Source organism: Streptomyces sp. NPDC022552 (assembly GCF_055561875.1).
The window spans coordinates 118,239-134,327 of the sequence record NZ_JBVHGJ010000005.1 but is presented as its reverse complement, the minus strand read 5'-3'; the positions used below and the strand labels follow the sequence as shown (position 1 = coordinate 134,327).

Below are 16,089 nucleotides of genomic sequence, written 5' to 3'. Positions count from 1 at the left end.
CCCGCTCACAGGGACCTCACGAACGAGTCCCACGCCCGGCGGTCGAAGACGACGGCCGGTCCTTCGGGAGCCTTGCTGTCACGCACGGGGACGAGGCCGGGGAATCCGGGGGCGACTTCGAGGCAGTTGCCGCCGTTGTCTCCGCTGTAGCTGCTCTTGATCCACGCCGCGGGAGTCAGATCGTGCCTCTCCATGCTGTCCGTACCCTTCGATCAAGTCGCCTAACAGGGCGGTGGATTCGCGGGCCGACAGAGCATCCGCCCGAAGCCCATCATAGGTCTGGGTGTGCCGGAGCAGGACGGACGGATCGTCGCTGAAGTGCCCGCTGTCGAGCGACTCCGAGTAGACCCATTCGTGCCCGTCGGGCAGCTTGATCAGCGACAGTGACGTGTTCGGGCGGTGCAGGTCGGCATCGCGAGCCGGCGCGATCTGTAGGAAGATGTTGGGGAGTCCGCCCACCTGGAGCAGGTGAGCACATTGCGCGCGCATGACGGCCGGGCCGCCGATGACGGTCCGGAGGCAGCTCTCATCCAGTACGACCGAGTACAACGGGCCGTCCGCCAACAGGAAACGTCGCTGGCGGCTCAACCTGGCACGGACCCGCTCCTCCAGTTCCGCGCCGCTCGTCGCCCGGGAGAACAGGGCGTGGGCGTACTCCGGGGTCTGGAGCAGACCCGGCACGACGTGTACCTGGTACTCCCGAAGGATCACGGCCTTGGCGTCCATGTCCGCGCGCCGCTCGAACCAGTCCGGGTGCTGGACCTCCGGGTACCAGTCGATCCGACCCCACAGCCGCAGTAACACCCCGCCCGTCCCCAACAGCTCGTCGCACGCCTTCGCGAACGTGTCCTGTGGGACCCGCGTGCCCGCCTCCACCCGGGCCACGTGCGAGCGGTCGCACGGGATCTGGCGTGCCAGGCCCTCCTGCGTCAGCCCCGCCGCCTCCCGGTAGTGCCGCAGCACCTCGCCGAAGACCCCGGCCGTCGTCGCGGCCGTACCCCCCGTGGCGTTACGTCGGCTCACTCCACCCCCCCTTGTGACAGTGGGTCCTTGGCACGCGGCGAGCGTTGTGGCCGCCCTCTCCATTGAGCAACGCTTTAGCCACTGAGAGTAGTCGCCCGATCGGGTGAGGAGCTGTGGAATGGCAGGGCAGATGGAGTGCGGGGGGTTCGTCTACGACCCCGCCGTCCGCAAGGTGGGCGAGTACCGGGGGGAGGCGGGGCCGTACGCCATGCTGCGGCCCGTCGGGGGTGGGCGCGAGTGGCAGGCGGATCCGGCGCGGGTACGGCCCGCCACGGCCGCCGAGCGGCTCAGCGCGGGCGTGCGGGCCGCGAACGAGCGGGCGGAGGTGGAGTACGAGCTGAGCCGGCCGCCCGTGCCTGTGCCGGGCTGCACGGACTGCGCGGAGCTCGCCGCGCGGCGGACGGCGGCGCGTGCCCGGTTCGACTGGAGCGCGGAGACCGATGCCAACGTGCTGCTGCGCCGGCACCGCAGCGCGCATCACGTCCCGGACGATCCCCCGGTCACTTCCATGTCGCCGTGACCTTCTGGGTGTCGACGCGCATGCCGAGCGGGACCCGCCAGGAGTCCACGCAGACCGTGTACGTCGCCGTCCTCGCCGCCCCCGCCGCGATGGGGGCGGGGAGGGGCTGGGCCGATTCGATCGTCGCCCAGTCGACGCCAAGCGCGCCGATGATGTGGGTGGCGAAGGTGACCGTGCCCGAAGTGGCCGCCGTGCCGCCCGTGTTGCGGAAGGTGATCGTCACGCGTTCGCACCACCGCTTGTCGCCGTCCGCGAGGACCGGGGCCGAGAGGGTGAGCGTGGCGGGGGTGGCGGGCGTCGCCGGGGGTGGTGGGGAGGTCGTCGCGCCCGGCGGCGGTGCGGTCGCGGTGGGGGGCGGGGTAGTGCCGGGGCGGCCGGGTGTCGTGCCGGGACGCGAGGTCCCGGCGCCTGTGCCCGTGCCCGTACCCGCGTCGGTGCCCGGAGCCGTACCCGTACCGCCGGTGGACGGTGCCGGGGTCGGGCCGGGGGCCGCGCCCGGTGGGCGGGGTGAGGGGGACGACGTGCTCGAGGTCGTACCGCTCGCCGATGGTGACGGGGAGTCCAGGGGGATCAGCGTGACCGATCCCGACGGGCGCACCGCGTCCCTCGGGGTGGAGCCCGCGCCGACCGCCGCGTAGCCCTCTTCCTCGCTTCCGCCGCACGCGGTCAGCGCTCCGCCGAGGCAGAGCGCGACCACCGTCAGAAGTGACTTCTGTCGCCGCATGGCGTCAGTGTTGCTGACGCCATGTCAGTTGTGAACCGGAACGGCGAACTTCAGTCGGCGATGAGGCCCTGGCGGAGCTGGGCCAGGGTGCGGGTCAGGAGCCGCGAGACGTGCATCTGCGAGATGCCGACCTCTTCCCCGATCTGCGACTGCGTCATGTTGGCGAAGAAGCGCAGCATGATGATCTGCCGCTCCCGGGGCGGGAGTTTGGCGAGCAGCGGCTTCAGCGACTCGCGGTACTCGACGCCCTCCAGCGCCGTGTCCTCGTACCCGAGCCGGTCCGCGAGCGAGCCCTCGCCGCCGTCGTCCTCCGGGGAGGGGGAGTCGAGCGAGGATGCGGTGTACGCGTTGCCCACCGCGAGGCCGTCGACGACGTCCTCCTCCGACACCCCGAGCACGGCGGCGAGTTCGGGGACGGTCGGCGAGCGGTCGAGCTTCTGGGCGAGCTCGTCGCTGGCCTTCGTCAGGGCGAGCCGCAGCTCCTGGAGCCGGCGCGGCACGCGCACCGACCACGAGGTGTCGCGGAAGAAGCGCTTGATCTCGCCGACGACCGTGGGCATCGCGAACGTCGGGAACTCCACGCCCCGTTCGCAGTCGAAGCGGTCGATGGCCTTGATCAGGCCGATCGTGCCGACCTGGACGATGTCCTCCATCGGTTCGTTGCGGGAGCGGAACCGGGCCGCCGCATACCGCACGAGCGGCAGGTTGAGCTCGATGAGGGTGTCGCGGACGTACGTCCGCTCCGGGCTCTCCGCGGCGGCGCCGGCGTCGTCCAGGGCGCGCAGCCGGAGGAAGAGGGAGCGGGAGAGCGTGCGGGTGTCGATGGCTTCCGGCGTGACAACAAGCGGCGCGGCGGGCTCGGCACTCTCGGCCGTCGGCTGGACCGGCATCGGTACAGGCGTCTGCGCGGGCGTGAGCGTGAGCACCTTCGAGCTGCCCTGTTCTGCGGACATGCCACCCCCTTGAGGTCGCGGACGGTCGCGGCGGCCACGACCATCGGAGGAACGCAGCCTCCACCTGAATACCGGAGGCGGGGCTGCGGCAAACGCGGTTCCAGCAGAATGTCACATGTCGGCAACACGCTGTAGTGACTTGTCGACATGGCGTGGGTGAATATCCGCAGGAAACAAGGGGTGTACGGCATTTGGGCCGCCGCGGAACTGCTCCGAGCCGGTATACCCGTTTCGGTTACGCCTCGATCCTGTTTGCGGATCTCAATCGGGCGAAGCTCCGGGCGAGGAGCCTTGACACATGCATCTGCGAGACGCCGAGTTCCTGGCTGATCTGGGACTGCGTCAGATTGCTGTAGTAGCGGAGCATCAGGATCCGCTGCTCGCGCTCGGGCAGCTGGACGAGCAGATGCCGTACGAGATCGCGGTGTTCGACCCCGGCGAGCGCCGGGTCCTCGTAGCCGAGCCGGTCGAGCAGTCCGGGAAGTCCGTCACCCTCCTGCGCCGCCTCCAGGGAGGTGGCGTGGTACGAACGCCCGGCCTCGATGCAGGCCAGTACCTCGTCCTCGCCGATCTTCAGGCGCGCGGCGATCTCGGCGGTGGTGGGGGAGCGGCCGTGGGCCGTGGTGAGGTCCTCGGTGGCGCCGTTGACCTGGACCCAGAGCTCGTGGAGCCTGCGCGGCACGTGCACGGTGCGGACGTTGTCGCGGAAGTACCGCTTGATCTCGCCGACGACGGTGGGCATCGCGAAGGTCGGGAACTGCACGCCGCGGTCGGGGTCGAAGCGGTCGATGGCGTTGATCAGGCCGATGGTCCCGACCTGGACGACGTCCTCCATGGGCTCGTTGCGGGAGCGGAAGCGGGCCGCCGCGTACCGCACGAGCGGGAGGTTGGCCTCGATCAGCGCCCCGCGGACGCGGTCGTGTTCCGGGCTGCCCGGCTCAAGCCCCTTGAGCTGCCCGAAGAGCACCTGGGTGAGCGCGCGGGTGTCGGCGCCCCGGGTGCTCTGGGGGCGGCTGCCCTGGGGGCGGTTGTTCTGCGGTCGGGGGCGCGGGGTGTCCGGGTCGCCGGCCTCGTTCTGGGGCGGGACCTGAGGCGCTGTACTGGCCGGCACGTTCACGCCACCCCTTTTGCTGGTCAACTACGGTCAACTCATCCGTCAAAAGCGGTCATAGCATCACAAGACATGTCCACTGTGTGCAAGCACCGCATAACCACGTGTTGACGGCGTCGGGCGGACGCCAACGGCCGGAAGGCCCCCCGCCATGACGGCGGGGGGCCTTCCGGAAAAGAACCGAACGTGTCTAGAACGCGTAGTCCGCGATCACCCACGTGGCGATCTCGCGCCACAGGGCGACACCGGCCTGGTGGGCGGGGTGGTCCAGGTAGCGCTGGAGCGCATCGGTGTCCTCGACCGCCGAGTTGATGGCGAAGTCGTACGCGATGGGCCGCTCGGAGACGTTCCAGCCGCACTCCCAGAAGCCGAGCTCCGGGATCTCCTTCTCCAGACCGTCGAACGCCTCGGCCGCGGCGAGGGCACGCGGGTCGTCCTTCGCGATGCCGTCGTTGAGCTTGAACAGGACCAGATGGCGGATCACAGCAGGACTCCTCGTCGGTGGTTCTAGTTGACGAGTTCGGTCATGAACTCGCCGACGCCCTGTGCGGCGGACGATATGCCCTCGAACCCTACCTGGACGAGATCGGCGGCCCTGTCCGGGGAATTGATGATCGTGTACAGCACAAAGACGACGAGCGCGTAGAGCGCGACCTTCTTCGCTTGCGCCATCTGCCGCGCCCTCCCCTGTCTGCACCCCTGCGTGGACGCGTGAGTCTAACGGAGCCGTCTCGGCCACTTCACCGGGCCTTTATGGACCAAGGGCCCGGTGATCGGGGTCCTTTGCCGCCCCCCGGAAGGGTGACGGCAGAGCAGCATGGATGTCGAGCCCGGCGGATCTGGCAGGAATCCGCAGGGGTCGAGGAACCGGCCCTCACTGCGGGGTCCACGCCGCGAGCTTCCCCCCTGACCGCGGCGAGGACTTGCAGGACCGGTTCTCATCGGGGGGAGCGGCTTGTCCCCCCGATGCCGCTCCCCCGTCCGACGAGAAGGCCCCGGCCGCGCCCACAGCGCGTCCGGGGCCTTTCGCGTACAGAGCGGTCAGCTCATGTGGTTGTACGTGCTCCCCGCATGGACATCCGAGACCTTGCGGGCCCTGAAGGGCTTGTGACGGTCGCCGGTGCCGGAGTACAGGTAGACGGCCTTCGAACCCGGGTGGTGTGCGAAGAGGTCGGCCTTGCCGTCGTGGTCGACGTCTCCGGCGGCGATGAGCTGGGAGTACGTCTGCCAGCCGGCGCCGATGCTCGTGCGTTGCGTGTACGTGCCGTCGCCCTTGCCGAGGTAGAGCCAGAGCGCGCCCTCCTTGTCGCGGGCGACGAGGTCCCCGGCGGGGCCTCCGGCGAGGTCTCCGACGGCGGCGACCTGGTTGTAGATGTTCCAGCCGGTGCCGATGCGCTTGCGGGACTCGAAGGGGCGCGTGGTGTCGCCCGTGCTCCGGTACAGCCAGAGTGCGCCGGCCTTGTCGACGGCGACGACGTCGGGTCGCCCGTCGCCGGTGAGGTCGCTGCCGCCGGTGATCGTGGCGTACGTCTGCCAGCCCGCGCCGACTCGCACCCGCTTGCTGAGGCCGCCGTACACGTGGCCCTCGTAGAGCCAGAGCACACCGTCCTTGTCGCGGGCGACGAGCTCGGGGGTGTAGCCGGGGCTGATCATTCCCGCGATGTCGCCGACGGTCTCGATCTTGTCGTAGATCTGCCAGCCGCCGCCGATCCGCGACCGCGGCTGTCCGTCCTTGGCGCTGTCGCGCCACAGCCCCCCGGAGGCGTCCCGGCCCAGCAGGTCGGACAGGCCGTTGTTGTCGAAGTCGTGCAGGGCGGAGGTGGGGGTGCCGGCGTGCGCGAGGAGCCGGACCGTCGGCCGGCCGTCCACGCCGGGCGTGACGCGGAAGATGCCCTCGCCCTCCGCGGCGCTACGGCCCTGGACGATCTGGGCCGAGCCGTCGGGGGTGGTGGAAGCGGCGTCGACGCGGTCGAGGAACCCGAACGTCTCGCCGGTCTTCGTGTGGAGGGCCGTCCCGCCGTAGGTCACCCAGTCGCCGAGGAGGCGGATCTCCAGCTTCTGGCCTGCCGTCGTAGCGGGGACCGGGACGATCGTGTCGGCGCCGGTGGTCCGGTCGCGGACGACCACCCGCACCGTCTTCGTGGCGGTGTCGTCCTCGACCCATGCCAGACGGTTCCCCGAGACGACGGGGTTCCGCGCGTGGGCCGGGTAGGGGCTGGTGAACGTGGCGCTGGTCAGGTCGATGAGGCCGACACGCCACTCGCCTCCCACGCTCGCGGTGACCAGGCCGTGCGTGGCGTCCCCCGGATACACCCCGTCGGTAGCGACGTTCTCCAGGCCTTGCACGGCGCGGGGTTCGGCGTCCTTGGTCTGCATCCACAGGTTCGTGGCCCCGCTGACGAACAGGGCCTGGCCCGCCGTACCGGCATAGAGGGAGTCCACACCGTCGTCGACCGCACGCAGGCCGAACGACGCGCCGGTGGTCATGTCCGTCGCCGAGGTCCCGTAGATCTCGCTCAACGTGACGACCATCTCCCCGGACGTGGCGGCGGTGCCGTCGACCACGTGATACGCCAGGTCGCGTGTCGCGCCGCCCTCGTACGGGGTCCAGCGCAACCTCGCGTCCTCGCCGTCATAAGGAACGTACGTCAGGAAGCCTTTCGCGCCCGCGGATGCCAGCCAGGCGCCCGGCACCGCCGGCAGCAGACCCCCCGACCCCTCGGTGGCGACCGGGACCTCCGCCGCACCCACCGGGGCAGCGGTCAGCACACCGGCCCCGAGGGTGACGGCGAGACAGGCGGCGATCGAAGCACCAAGACGGCGTCGGCCAGAGCTTTGTGACAGCAAGGAACGATCCTCCTGGGAACCGGGTGGAACGCACGGCACTGCGTCCCGCCCCGTCCGACCACCGACCGCGCGCATTGGTTGTACGGCGCCCCGCAGCCGACCCAACGAGAAGAAGGGCCGGTCCCATCGGGACCGACCCTTCATCTACCAGCGGTAGCGGAGGGATTTGAACCCTCGGTGACTTGCGCCACACTCGCTTTCGAGGCGAGCTCCTTCGGCCGCTCGGACACGCTACCGAGAGAGAGCTTAGCCCAAAGATGCCCCAGCGATGAAATCCGTATCGCCGCGCAGGTCGGAGGCGGGTTCAGCGGGTCCGGAAGAAGGCCGTCAGCTGCTCCGCGCACTCCTCGCCGAGGACGCCGTGGATCACTTCCGGACGGTGGTTCAGCCGCCGGTCCCGTACGAGATCCCAGAGCGAACCGGCCGCGCCCGCCTTCTCGTCGAGCGCGCCGAACACCAGCCGGTCGACCCTGGACTGCACGAGCGCGCCGGCGCACATCACACAGGGCTCCAGGGTCACGACGAGCGTGCAGCCGGTCAGCCGCCACTCCCCGGTCCTCGCCGCGGCCCGGCGCAGGGCCAGGACCTCGGCGTGGGCGGTCGGGTCGCCGGTCGCCTCGCGCTCGTTGTGTCCGAGGGCGAGGACCGTGCCGTCCGGGGACAGCACGACCGCGCCGACCGGTACGTCACCGGCCAGCGCGGCCCGGTCGGCCTCGGCGAGGGCGAGCCGCATGGACTCCCGCCAGGGATCCCGTACGGGATCGGGTGCCGCTTCGGGACCGGGTACGGGGTCGGGATCGGGTACTGCTTCGGTCACTAGCGAACGGTCTCCAGAACCTCCGCGGCGCCCAGTGCGTCCGCGATCTCGGCGAGTGCGTCGCTGTCGAGCTCCTGCAGCTGGCTCTCGGACATGCCGAGGTCCGCGAGGATCAGCCGGTCGCCGACCGGTGCGGCGGGCACCGCGTCGACGGACGCACCCGCCTCGTCCTCGTCGTCGTCGTCGCGGTCCAGAGGCTCGCCGTCCTCCGTACCGTCGAGGTTCAGGTCGTCCAGGGTGTCGGCGTCGTCCAGGTCGTCCCCGAGGATCTCCTTGGTGAGGATCTCCCCGTACGAGGAGCGGGCGGCGGCCGCTCCGTCCGACACGTAGATGCGAGGGTCGTCCTCCCCCTCGATCCGCAGGACGCCGAACCAGGCGTCCTCCTGTTCGATGAAGACGATCACCGTGTCGTCGTCGACCGAGGCCTCGCGGGCCAGATCGATCAGATCCGACAGGGTCTCCACGTCGTCGAGCTCCGTGTCGCTCGCTTCCCACCCGTCTTCGGTGCGCGCGAGCAGTGCGGCGAAGTACACCGTGACTCTCCCACTGATCAGAGGTGTGACGATCCGGCGGCGCGCTTCCGATGCCCCGCCCAATCGGCATCGTGGCAGAAACAGCGGCTTCAGGAGAGGTCTTCGGCTCTTGCGTCGTGCATCAGTCTGATCCGGACGCCCGACGGGTGGGTGCGCGGACCCGGCGCACGGCCCCGGCGCACGGGCGGCGCACGACGCCGGCCCGGCGCCGTGGCCCTCACCAGCGAAAGGTCCTCATCCGCATCTGCTGGCGCATCCTGGCCGCCCGCGCGCGCCGGGGCTGCACGCGGTCGCGGAGCGCCTTCGCCTCGTGCAGTTCACGCAGGAACTGGGCGCGGCGCCTGCGGCGCTCCGCGTCCGTCTCGGGCGGCTTCTCGCCGCCGTGGTTCCTGGCGTCCTGCGGCTGTGCCGGGTCTGCCGGGTCGGGCATGGGCCACACCACCCCACGACTGGGTCCTGTGCCCCCACCTTCCCTCCAGGGCATGGGTTGATGCCAGTGCGGGCTACTGTGTGACCATGCGTCTCCACGTCGTCGATCACCCGCTGGTCGCCCACAAGCTCACCACGCTGCGCGACAAGCGCACCGACTCCCCGACCTTCCGCCGGCTCGCCGACGAGCTGGTCACCCTGCTCGCCTACGAGGCCACCAGGGACGTGCGGACCGAGCAGGTCGACATCGAGACCCCCGTCACGCCGACGACCGGTGTGAAGCTGTCGTACCCGCGGCCGCTGGTGGTCCCGATCCTCCGCGCCGGCCTCGGCATGCTCGACGGCATGGTCCGGCTGCTCCCGACCGCCGAGGTGGGCTTCCTCGGCATGATCCGCAACGAGGAGACGCTGGAGGCGTCGACCTACGCGACGCGGATGCCGGAGGACCTCTCGGGCCGCCAGGTGTACGTCCTGGACCCGATGCTGGCCACCGGTGGCACGCTCGTCGCGGCGATCAGGGAGCTGATCAAGCGCGGTGCGGACGATGTCACCGCGGTCGTGCTGCTCGCCGCCCCCGAGGGCGTCGAGATCATGGAGCGCGAGCTGGCGGGCACGCCGGTGACCGTCGTGACGGCCTCGGTCGACGAGCGCCTGAACGAGCACGGCTACATCGTCCCGGGCCTGGGCGACGCGGGTGACCGCATGTACGGCACGGCCGACTAGTCGGTCAGCGGCGGACCTTCAGCACTTCGCGGCGGGCGCGGCCTTGGGCTTGTTCAGAGCGACCAGGGCGGCGTCCGCCGTCGCTTTCGGGTCCAGGTTCTTGAAGGCCGTCCCGATGATCAGGTCCACGTCCGCCGTCGCGCGCGTGTCCGTCTTCGTCGTGACGCCCTTCAGCTGGGTGCCGAGGACCGGGAAAGCGCCCTTGGTGGCCCCGGGGGCGCCGAGCAGCATCCCGGCGCCGGCGACCTTCTTGTCGTACGCGGCGGGGGCGTTGCCGATCTTGCCGATGACGAAGCCGCGCTTCTTGAGCTCGTCGGCGGTCGACTTCGCGAGGCCGCTGCGCGGGGTCGCGTTGTAGACGTTCACCGTGATCTGAGCGGGCTTGGGCAGCGTGGCGCCGGGTGCTGTCGTCGCCTTGGGGACGGGCTTGCAGTCGGTGCGGTGACCGGCCGTCGTCTTCGTGTCCTCGTCGCCGCCGGAGAACACGTCGACGAGCTGCACGGTCCCCCACCCGGCCGCGCCGAGCACGACCACGGCGGCCGCGGCCGCGAGGACGATCCTGCGACGGTGCCGGGGGCGGCGCATACGGGGGTACTTGTCGCCCGTGATGCGGTATTTTCCGCCCATTCCGGGGGGAGTGAGCATGCTCATGGACGCAGCGTAATGCCGTCCGTCGGCATTGGATACTTGACGATCATGTGATCGCGTCCGGATGGCCGGGCGGAGCCCCCGAAAGGGTCAGATCGGCGTGTCGGCGCGGAGTCGTCTCCGGCACGCGGGCGTGGCTCCGCGGCAACTCCGGGACCCGGGCGTGGCGCTAGTCCATCTCCAGGACGCGGGCGTGCAGGACCTGCCGCTGCTGGAGCGCCGCGCGCACCGCGCGGTGCAGCCCGTCCTCGAGGTAGAGATCGCCCCGCCACTTCACGACGTGCGCGAAGAGGTCGCCGTAGAAGGTGGAGTCCTCCGCGAGCAGCGTCTCCAGGTCCAGCTGGCCCTTCGTGGTGACCAGCTGGTCGAGGCGGACCGGGCGCGGGGCGACGTCCGCCCACTGCCGGGTGCTTTCCCGGCCGTGGTCGGGATACGGCCGGCCTTGTCCGATGCGCTTGAAGATCACACGGAAAGCCTACCGGGCAAGCGGCTCCCGGCGCAGCCACGCGGAGCCGGTGCGATGCTGGGGCAAACCGTCACGAATCCGGACTAGGGGTTCCGTCATGAGCGTGAGCGAGCAGTCTCCGGTCGCCGGGATCGCGGCGGGGTACGCCTTCTCCGGACCGGCCCTGGAGCTGGGCGCGCTGCTGTGGGACGGCGAATGTCACCCGGACGCGCGTATCCGCATCCCGCTGCCGATGCTCAACCGGCACGGTCTGGTCGCCGGCGCGACCGGCACCGGAAAGACGAAGACCCTGCAGCTCGTCGCCGAGCAACTGTCCGCGAACGGGGTGCCGGTCTTCCTCGCCGACATCAAGGGCGACGTGTCGGGGATCTCGGCGCCGGGCGCGGACGGCGAGAGGGTCAGGGAGCGGGCGGCGCAGGTGGGTCAGGAGTGGAAGGCGACGGGCTTCCCGTGCGAGTTCTACGGGCTCGGGGGAGTCGGTCAGGGGATTCCCGTACGGGCCACGGTGACGAGCTTCGGGCCCGTCCTGCTGTCGAAGGTGCTCCAGCTGAACCAGACGCAGGAGCAGTCGCTCGGGCTGATCTTCCACTACGCGGACCAGAAAGGTCTGGAGCTGGTGGATCTCAAGGACCTGCGGGCGGTGGTGGCCTTCCTCGTGTCGGACGTGGGGAAGCCGGAGCTGAAGGGGATCGGCGGGCTCTCGACGGTGACCGCCGGGGTGATCCTGCGGTCGATCACGGCGTTCGAGCAGCAGGGGGCGGGCGGGTTCTTCGGGGAGCCGGAGTTCGACACGGGCGAGTTCCTGCGGGTGGCGGCGGACGGGCGCGGGACGGTGTCCGTACTGGAGCTGCCGGCGGTGCAGGACAAGCCGCAGCTGTTCTCGACGTTCCTGATGTGGATGCTGGCGGACCTGTACGGGGACCTGCCGGAGGTCGGCGACCTGGAGAAACCGAAGCTGGTGTTCTTCTTCGACGAGGCGCATCTGCTGTTCAAGGGGGCGTCGAAGGCGTTCCTGGAGTCGATCACCCGGACCGTGCGGCTGATCCGCTCGAAGGGCGTCGGGGTCTTCTTCGTGACGCAGACCCCGAAGGACGTTCCGGGCGACGTGCTCGCTCAGTTGGGGAACCGGGTGCAGCACGCGCTGCGGGCCTTCACCCCGGACGACGCGAAAGCGCTCAAGGCCACCGTGCGGACGTTCCCGAACTCGGCGTACGACCTGGAGGAGGTCCTGACGGGTCTCGGTACGGGCGAGGCGGTGATCACCGTGCTGAGCGAGACGGGCGCGCCGACGCCGGTGGCGGCGACGCGGCTGCGGGCGCCGGAGTCCCTGATGGGTCCGATCGCGGCGGACGCGCTGGAGGCGGCGGTCGAGGGGTCGCCGCTGTGGGGGCGGTACGCGGAGGCGGTGGACCGGGAGTCGGCGTACGAACGCCTCTCGGCGGAGCAGGCGAAGCAGGCGGATCGGGCGGATCAGGCGGATCGGGCGACGCCGGCGGAAGGGGAGGCGGCGCGGCCGAAGCCGACGGCGCGGGCGCCGAAGGAGGACGAGTCGCTCGTCGAGCAGGTGGTGGACAGCGGCATGTTCAAGTCGCTGGCCCGCTCGATCGGGACGCAGTTGGGGCGGGAGATCTCGAGGTCGCTCTTCGGTACGGCGCGGCGGAAGCGGTAGCCGCTTCCGCCGCCCGGGCTACTACTCCGTGACCTCGTGGCCGTGGTCCTCGTGGAGGCCGCCGCCGCTGCCCGCGTCGCCCTCCGTCGGGACGGAGACGACCGGCTTCCGCAGGGAGCTGATGTCGTGGGCGTAGGTGCCCACGGCGTTGGCGATGACGTCGATGTTGGCGTCGAACGCCTTCATGTTGACGTTCGACAGGTTGTCACCGGCCGCGTGGTAGTTCACGTCGTACGCGACACCCGCCGTCCCGCCGAACTTGGCCGCCTGCGCGGCCGTCTTGATGCCCTCGGCGCCGGTGAACGTGCCGCCCGAGGGGATGCCGATCTCGATGAACGGGCCGTAGTCCGAGCGGCCCGTGAAGTCGGTGCCCTCGTGCGGCAGGCCGCGCTTGTCCATGAAGTCGTTGATGTCCCGCTCCAGTTGGGCGGAGCCCTCGGGACCGGCGCCCGCGCCGACGTTGTCGGAGTTGTCGCCGTCGTAGACGAACAGGCCGTAGTTCGGCGAGGCGATCATGTCGAAGTTGAGGTAGAGCTTGACTTCCTTCTTGTCCAGCTCGCTCATGTTCGCGACGTAGTGCTCGGAGCCGAGCAGCCCGTTCTCCTCCGCGGACCACCAGGCGAAGCGGACCTTGTTGCGGACCTTGTCCTTCGACTCGGCGAGCTCCAGGGCGGCCTGGAGCAGACCGGCGGAGCCGGAGCCGTTGTCGTTGATACCGGGGCCGGCGGTCACCGAGTCCAGGTGCGAGCCGAGCATCACGGTGTTGGCGGCGTTGCCGCCCTTCGTCTCCGCGATGACGTTGTTGGTGGAACGCTTCTCCTGGAGCTGACGGATCTCGAAGGAGACGTTCACCGGGCCATTGGCGAGGTCCGCGGCGAGCTTCGCGCCCTCGGCCTGGGTGACGCCGCCCGTCGGGATCTTGCCGGCGGCCGGGTCGCCGAGGGTGCCGGAGAGGGCGCCGTCGGTGTTGTTGTAGATGATCGCGCCCACGGCACCCGCCGCGGCCGCGTTCTCCTGCTTGACGGCGAAGGTGCAGCCGCCGCGCTTGACCAGCGCGATCTTGCCGGTGAAGGTGCCCGACGCGAAGTCGCCCGGCTCACAGCCGGTCGTGCCGTCCGCGTCGACCGGGACGGCCGCGAGGTCGGCCTTGATGCCGCCGACCGGGGTCGACTTCGTGTACGTCATCGCCGAGATCACCAGATCACGCGGCGCGGGGGAGAGGACGGAGGCCTTCTCGGCCAGCGTCTGGGTGTAGATGAAGTCGAACTTCTGGTACGAGACGTTGTAGCCGGCCTTCTTCAGCTGCTGGTACACGTACGCCGCCGAGGCGTCGTGCCCGAGCGAGCCGGCCGCGCGGTGACCGCCGGCCGAGTCGGCTATCGCCTGGAACTTCTGCAGGTGCTTGTAGGCGTCCTTCCCGGACGTCTCGCGGACCAGCTTCTTCGCCAGCTGTGCGGCGTCCCGGGCGGGCTTGGCCCCGGGGTCCGCGATGGCGGTGGCGGGGGAGGCGGTGGCCAGCAGGAGCGGGGTCGCGAGTGCGGCTGCGGCCAGAGTGGCCGCGGCTCTGCGAGAGGATGCGTTCACAGAGTTCCTTCCCGATAAGGACGAGGTTGAGGGGAAGTTAGCGATCTCTGATGGCTCCTGTGAACAGCTCCGGCACAATTCATGTCGGATTTAGCAGGATTGACATCCGGAGCGTTCAATTCCCGGCTGCTTTCTGCGCTTTCGCCGCTTTTGCGGCGGCCTTGGCCTCCTGCTTGAAGGCACGAACTTTCGCCAGCGACTCCGGACCGGTGATGTCGGCCGCCGACCGGTACGAGCCCTGCTCGCCGTACGCCCCCGCCGCCTCCCGCCACCCGGTGGGCCGGACGCCGTACCGCTTGCCGAGGAGGGCCAGGAAGATCTGCGCCTTCTGCACCCCGAAACCGGGCAGCGCCTTCAGCCGCGCGAGCAGCTCCGCCCCGCTCTCCGCGTCCGCCCAGACGGCCTCGGCGTCACCGCCGTACTCGTCGACGAGGAACTGGCACAGCTGCTGGATCCGCTTGGCCATCGAACCCGGATAGCGGTGCACGGCGGGCTTCGCGGAGAGCAGCGCGCCGAACGCCTCGGGGTCGTACGCGGCGATCTGCCCCGCGTCGAGATCGTCCGTGCCGAGCCGCTGCGCGATCGTGTACGGCCCGGAGAACGCCCACTCCATGGGCACCTGCTGATCGAGCAGCATGCCGACGAGCGCGGCGAGCGGGGAGCGGCCGAGCAGCTCGTCGGCCTCGGGCTGCTGGGCGAGGTGGATCTCGGTGGTCATACGTCGATGATCGCGCCCGAGCGGCCGGGCCGCACGGCCTGACACCCGATCCGGTCATGGGCTCGCCCACCCGGTGTGTGCCCCGCCCGGGCGTCCGCGTCAGGGGTTCCGGTTCGTCGCGCGCGAGAGCGTCCAGACGTAGTACCAGGCGTTCTCGCGGAGGGTGCGCGGGCTGTTGTCGGCCCCGGCCTGGAACGCCCCCCACAGCCCGCCGGCCGCCCCGCCCACCACGGCCGTGAGCGCCGACTGGAGGGCGGGGCCGTAGACGGCGACCAGGCTGGCGGTGACCGTGCCGACGACCGCGCCGGTCACGGCGACGGCCCGCTTGCGGCGGACCTGGTTCATCTGGGCCTGCATGCCCCGGACCCCGTCCTGCATCCGGAGGCCGATCTTCATCAGCTCCTTCTGCTGCCCCTCCGCGTCGAGCGCGCTGTCGACGTTGGCCAGCTCCATCCGCAACCATCCGCGATGGGCCTGGTAGGAGCCGAACTCCCCGACGGTGATCCGGCTGAACTCCTCCAGCGAGACGCCGTCGACGAAGGGAAGTTCCAGTTCCTCGACGACCGGGATCACGAGCCGGCTGAGCACGGCGGGGGTGTGGCTCTGGGCGACGACCCGGCGCCCGGTGGCCGCGAAGTCGAGCAGGCTCGGCACGTCCGAGTCCGTGACCGGGTCGGAGTGGTGCTCGTAGGTGGGGTCGAGCGGCTCCCCCGCGTATCCGTGGCGAGTGGTGTGACGGGACACCGAGTACGTGGGCAGGTACCAGGCGCAGCCCGCGCGCAGCAACGGTTCGGTCTGCAGCAGCCAGCGGCCCAGCCGGTTCGGGTCCGGGCAGTGCATGTACAGGTCTTCCGTGGTGCTGGTCCCGGTGGGCAGGACTCCGGATCGTTCCTCCTCCTCGGTCCGGGGGATGAACGATCCGCGGTTCGAGAGCTGCCTGACGTGGTGGCGGTGCCCCGCCCCGTTGTGGGAGAGCAGGAGGGTGTCCGAGACCAGCACGGCCCGCTTGGTCAGGTCGGCGAAGTCGTCGGAGGCGACGCCGATGCCGACGTGGAAGCGCGAGGCGGCGAAGCGCTTCTCGTCCACGAGCCTGCGCCGGCGCCGGTGGAAGAGGTGCTCGCCGTACGCCTGGGCCACCAGCCGGGGGTCCTTGCGGGTCTCGGCCGACAGCCCTCTGTAGAAGCTCCGCATCTGCCCGGCGACGACGGCGTTCTCGACTGCGGTTCCCCGGCTGAGCCACCTCATGGCTCGCCACCCTAGGCAGTGCGCGCGGGGCGGCGGGCGGACTCCGTGATCGTTCGCCCGGGAGGGTGACGGCCGCGGC

General features: G+C 70.4%; 18 protein-coding genes, 1 tRNA gene and 1 pseudogene. 3 read left to right on the top strand and 17 right to left on the bottom strand.

All coding sequences use genetic code 11. The features are described 5' to 3' along the window. Positions 1 to 5 precede the first annotated feature (5 nt). Together ACZ3OF_RS16185 and ACZ3OF_RS16180 are read right to left on the bottom strand one after the other, a co-directional pair. Positions 6 to 110 (bottom strand): annotated as a pseudogene (locus ACZ3OF_RS16185) (DUF397 domain-containing protein); the annotation flags it as partial. Continuing rightward, entirely contained in the window at positions 79 to 1,023 is a 945-nt protein-coding gene (locus ACZ3OF_RS16180) for a helix-turn-helix domain-containing protein (RefSeq protein WP_361670423.1), read from the bottom strand. The gene ACZ3OF_RS16180 and the pseudogene ACZ3OF_RS16185, both read right to left, overlap by 32 nt. A gap of 118 nt (positions 1,024 to 1,141) precedes the next feature. On the opposite strand from ACZ3OF_RS16180, the gene ACZ3OF_RS16175 reads away from it, so the two are divergent. Continuing rightward, positions 1,142 to 1,543 carry a hypothetical protein gene (locus ACZ3OF_RS16175; RefSeq protein ID WP_361670425.1) on the top strand — a complete coding sequence of 134 codons (402 nt, stop codon included), beginning with the start codon at positions 1,142 to 1,144 and terminating at the stop codon, positions 1,541 to 1,543. Here the strand turns inward: ACZ3OF_RS16175 and ACZ3OF_RS16170 are convergent. The 10 genes from ACZ3OF_RS16170 to ACZ3OF_RS16125 all read right to left on the bottom strand — a co-directional run bounded on the left by ACZ3OF_RS16170 (position 1,524) and on the right by ACZ3OF_RS16125 (position 8,958). Beyond that, positions 1,524 to 2,267 carry a hypothetical protein gene (locus tag ACZ3OF_RS16170; RefSeq protein WP_467305109.1) on the bottom strand — a complete coding sequence of 248 codons (744 nt, stop codon included), beginning with the start codon at positions 2,265 to 2,267 and terminating at the stop codon, positions 1,524 to 1,526. The genes ACZ3OF_RS16175 and ACZ3OF_RS16170 overlap by 20 nt on opposite strands. 50 nt (positions 2,268 to 2,317) lie before the next feature. Beyond that, a complete protein-coding gene (locus ACZ3OF_RS16165) occupies positions 2,318 to 3,220 on the bottom strand; it encodes an RNA polymerase sigma factor SigF (RefSeq protein ID WP_361670429.1) in 903 nt (300 codons plus the stop codon). Between the two features lie 235 nt (positions 3,221 to 3,455). Beyond that, on the bottom strand, positions 3,456 to 4,331 hold the full coding sequence (locus tag ACZ3OF_RS16160; RefSeq protein ID WP_361670432.1) for an RNA polymerase sigma factor SigF: 876 nt from the start codon (positions 4,329 to 4,331) through the stop codon (positions 3,456 to 3,458). Positions 4,332 to 4,521: 190 nt separating this feature from the next. After that, the gene (locus ACZ3OF_RS16155) at positions 4,522 to 4,815 is read right to left on the bottom strand and encodes a Dabb family protein (protein ID WP_361670435.1); all 294 of its coding nucleotides are present in this window, start codon (positions 4,813 to 4,815) and stop codon (positions 4,522 to 4,524) included. Between the two features lie 23 nt (positions 4,816 to 4,838). After that, complete coding sequence (locus tag ACZ3OF_RS16150; RefSeq protein ID WP_175439350.1) at positions 4,839 to 5,003, bottom strand: hypothetical protein; 165 nt, start codon at positions 5,001 to 5,003, stop codon at positions 4,839 to 4,841. Between the two features lie 369 nt (positions 5,004 to 5,372). After that, complete coding sequence (locus ACZ3OF_RS16145) at positions 5,373 to 7,100, bottom strand: FG-GAP repeat domain-containing protein (RefSeq protein ID WP_467305106.1); 1,728 nt, start codon at positions 7,098 to 7,100, stop codon at positions 5,373 to 5,375. A 229-nt stretch (positions 7,101 to 7,329) separates the two neighbouring features. Continuing rightward, positions 7,330 to 7,414 (bottom strand) — tRNA-Ser (locus ACZ3OF_RS16140). A gap of 68 nt (positions 7,415 to 7,482) precedes the next feature. After that, positions 7,483 to 7,995 (bottom strand): tRNA adenosine(34) deaminase TadA, encoded by a 513-nt coding sequence (gene tadA, locus ACZ3OF_RS16135; protein WP_467305105.1) that lies wholly within the window; start codon positions 7,993 to 7,995, stop codon positions 7,483 to 7,485. Next, on the bottom strand, positions 7,995 to 8,528 hold the full coding sequence (locus ACZ3OF_RS16130) for a tRNA adenosine deaminase-associated protein (RefSeq protein WP_361670483.1): 534 nt from the start codon (positions 8,526 to 8,528) through the stop codon (positions 7,995 to 7,997). The genes tadA and ACZ3OF_RS16130 overlap by 1 nt, the downstream gene beginning before the upstream one ends. Before the next feature lie 217 nt (positions 8,529 to 8,745). Further along, positions 8,746 to 8,958, bottom strand: a complete 213-nt coding sequence (locus tag ACZ3OF_RS16125; RefSeq protein WP_361670486.1) for a hypothetical protein — start codon at positions 8,956 to 8,958, stop codon at positions 8,746 to 8,748. Positions 8,959 to 9,044: 86 nt separating this feature from the next. Here ACZ3OF_RS16125 and upp point away from each other — a divergent pair, with 86 nt between their 5' ends. Further along, the gene (gene upp / locus ACZ3OF_RS16120; protein WP_361435637.1) at positions 9,045 to 9,680 is read left to right on the top strand and encodes a uracil phosphoribosyltransferase; all 636 of its coding nucleotides are present in this window, start codon (positions 9,045 to 9,047) and stop codon (positions 9,678 to 9,680) included. A gap of 18 nt (positions 9,681 to 9,698) precedes the next feature. Here upp and ACZ3OF_RS16115 read toward each other — a convergent pair whose 3' ends face one another. After that, positions 9,699 to 10,331, bottom strand: a complete 633-nt coding sequence (locus ACZ3OF_RS16115) for a LytR C-terminal domain-containing protein (protein WP_361670489.1) — start codon at positions 10,329 to 10,331, stop codon at positions 9,699 to 9,701. Between the two features lie 166 nt (positions 10,332 to 10,497). Beyond that, the gene (locus tag ACZ3OF_RS16110; protein ID WP_260230859.1) at positions 10,498 to 10,794 is read right to left on the bottom strand and encodes a type II toxin-antitoxin system VapB family antitoxin; all 297 of its coding nucleotides are present in this window, start codon (positions 10,792 to 10,794) and stop codon (positions 10,498 to 10,500) included. 97 nt (positions 10,795 to 10,891) lie between these two features. On the opposite strand from ACZ3OF_RS16110, the gene ACZ3OF_RS16105 reads away from it, so the two are divergent. Continuing rightward, positions 10,892 to 12,463 carry a helicase HerA-like domain-containing protein gene (locus ACZ3OF_RS16105; protein ID WP_467305100.1) on the top strand — a complete coding sequence of 524 codons (1,572 nt, stop codon included), beginning with the start codon at positions 10,892 to 10,894 and terminating at the stop codon, positions 12,461 to 12,463. A 21-nt stretch (positions 12,464 to 12,484) separates the two neighbouring features. On the opposite strand, the gene ACZ3OF_RS16100 is transcribed toward ACZ3OF_RS16105, so the two are convergent. From ACZ3OF_RS16100 to ACZ3OF_RS16090, 3 genes are all read right to left on the bottom strand, one after another. Next, a complete protein-coding gene (locus tag ACZ3OF_RS16100; protein ID WP_361670493.1) occupies positions 12,485 to 14,047 on the bottom strand; it encodes a M28 family metallopeptidase in 1,563 nt (520 codons plus the stop codon). A 115-nt stretch (positions 14,048 to 14,162) separates the two neighbouring features. Beyond that, positions 14,163 to 14,765, bottom strand: a complete 603-nt coding sequence (locus ACZ3OF_RS16095; protein ID WP_361670496.1) for an HhH-GPD-type base excision DNA repair protein — start codon at positions 14,763 to 14,765, stop codon at positions 14,163 to 14,165. Between the two features lie 99 nt (positions 14,766 to 14,864). Then, a complete protein-coding gene (locus tag ACZ3OF_RS16090) occupies positions 14,865 to 16,010 on the bottom strand; it encodes a hypothetical protein (RefSeq protein ID WP_361670498.1) in 1,146 nt (381 codons plus the stop codon). Positions 16,011 to 16,089: the final 79 nt, after the last annotated feature.

Bases quoted from the DNA above. Each gene is read 5' to 3' on its own strand.
- ACZ3OF_RS16175 (WP_361670425.1), top strand. From the start codon at position 1,142: ATGGCAGGGCAGATGGAGTGCGGGGGGTTCGTCTACGACCCCGCCGTC.
- ACZ3OF_RS16170 (WP_467305109.1), bottom strand. From the start codon at position 2,267: ATGCGGCGACAGAAGTCACTTCTGACGGTGGTCGCGCTCTGCCTCGGC.
- ACZ3OF_RS16165 (WP_361670429.1), bottom strand. From the start codon at position 3,220: ATGTCCGCAGAACAGGGCAGCTCGAAGGTGCTCACGCTCACGCCCGCG.
- ACZ3OF_RS16150 (WP_175439350.1), bottom strand. From the start codon at position 5,003: ATGGCGCAAGCGAAGAAGGTCGCGCTCTACGCGCTCGTCGTCTTTGTG.
- ACZ3OF_RS16125 (WP_361670486.1), bottom strand. From the start codon at position 8,958: ATGCCCGACCCGGCAGACCCGGCACAGCCGCAGGACGCCAGGAACCAC.
- upp (WP_361435637.1), top strand. From the start codon at position 9,045: ATGCGTCTCCACGTCGTCGATCACCCGCTGGTCGCCCACAAGCTCACC.
- ACZ3OF_RS16115 (WP_361670489.1), bottom strand. From the start codon at position 10,331: ATGAGCATGCTCACTCCCCCCGGAATGGGCGGAAAATACCGCATCACG.
- ACZ3OF_RS16105 (WP_467305100.1), top strand. From the start codon at position 10,892: ATGAGCGTGAGCGAGCAGTCTCCGGTCGCCGGGATCGCGGCGGGGTAC.
- ACZ3OF_RS16095 (WP_361670496.1), bottom strand. From the start codon at position 14,765: ATGACCACCGAGATCCACCTCGCCCAGCAGCCCGAGGCCGACGAGCTG.
- ACZ3OF_RS16090 (WP_361670498.1), bottom strand. From the start codon at position 16,010: ATGAGGTGGCTCAGCCGGGGAACCGCAGTCGAGAACGCCGTCGTCGCC.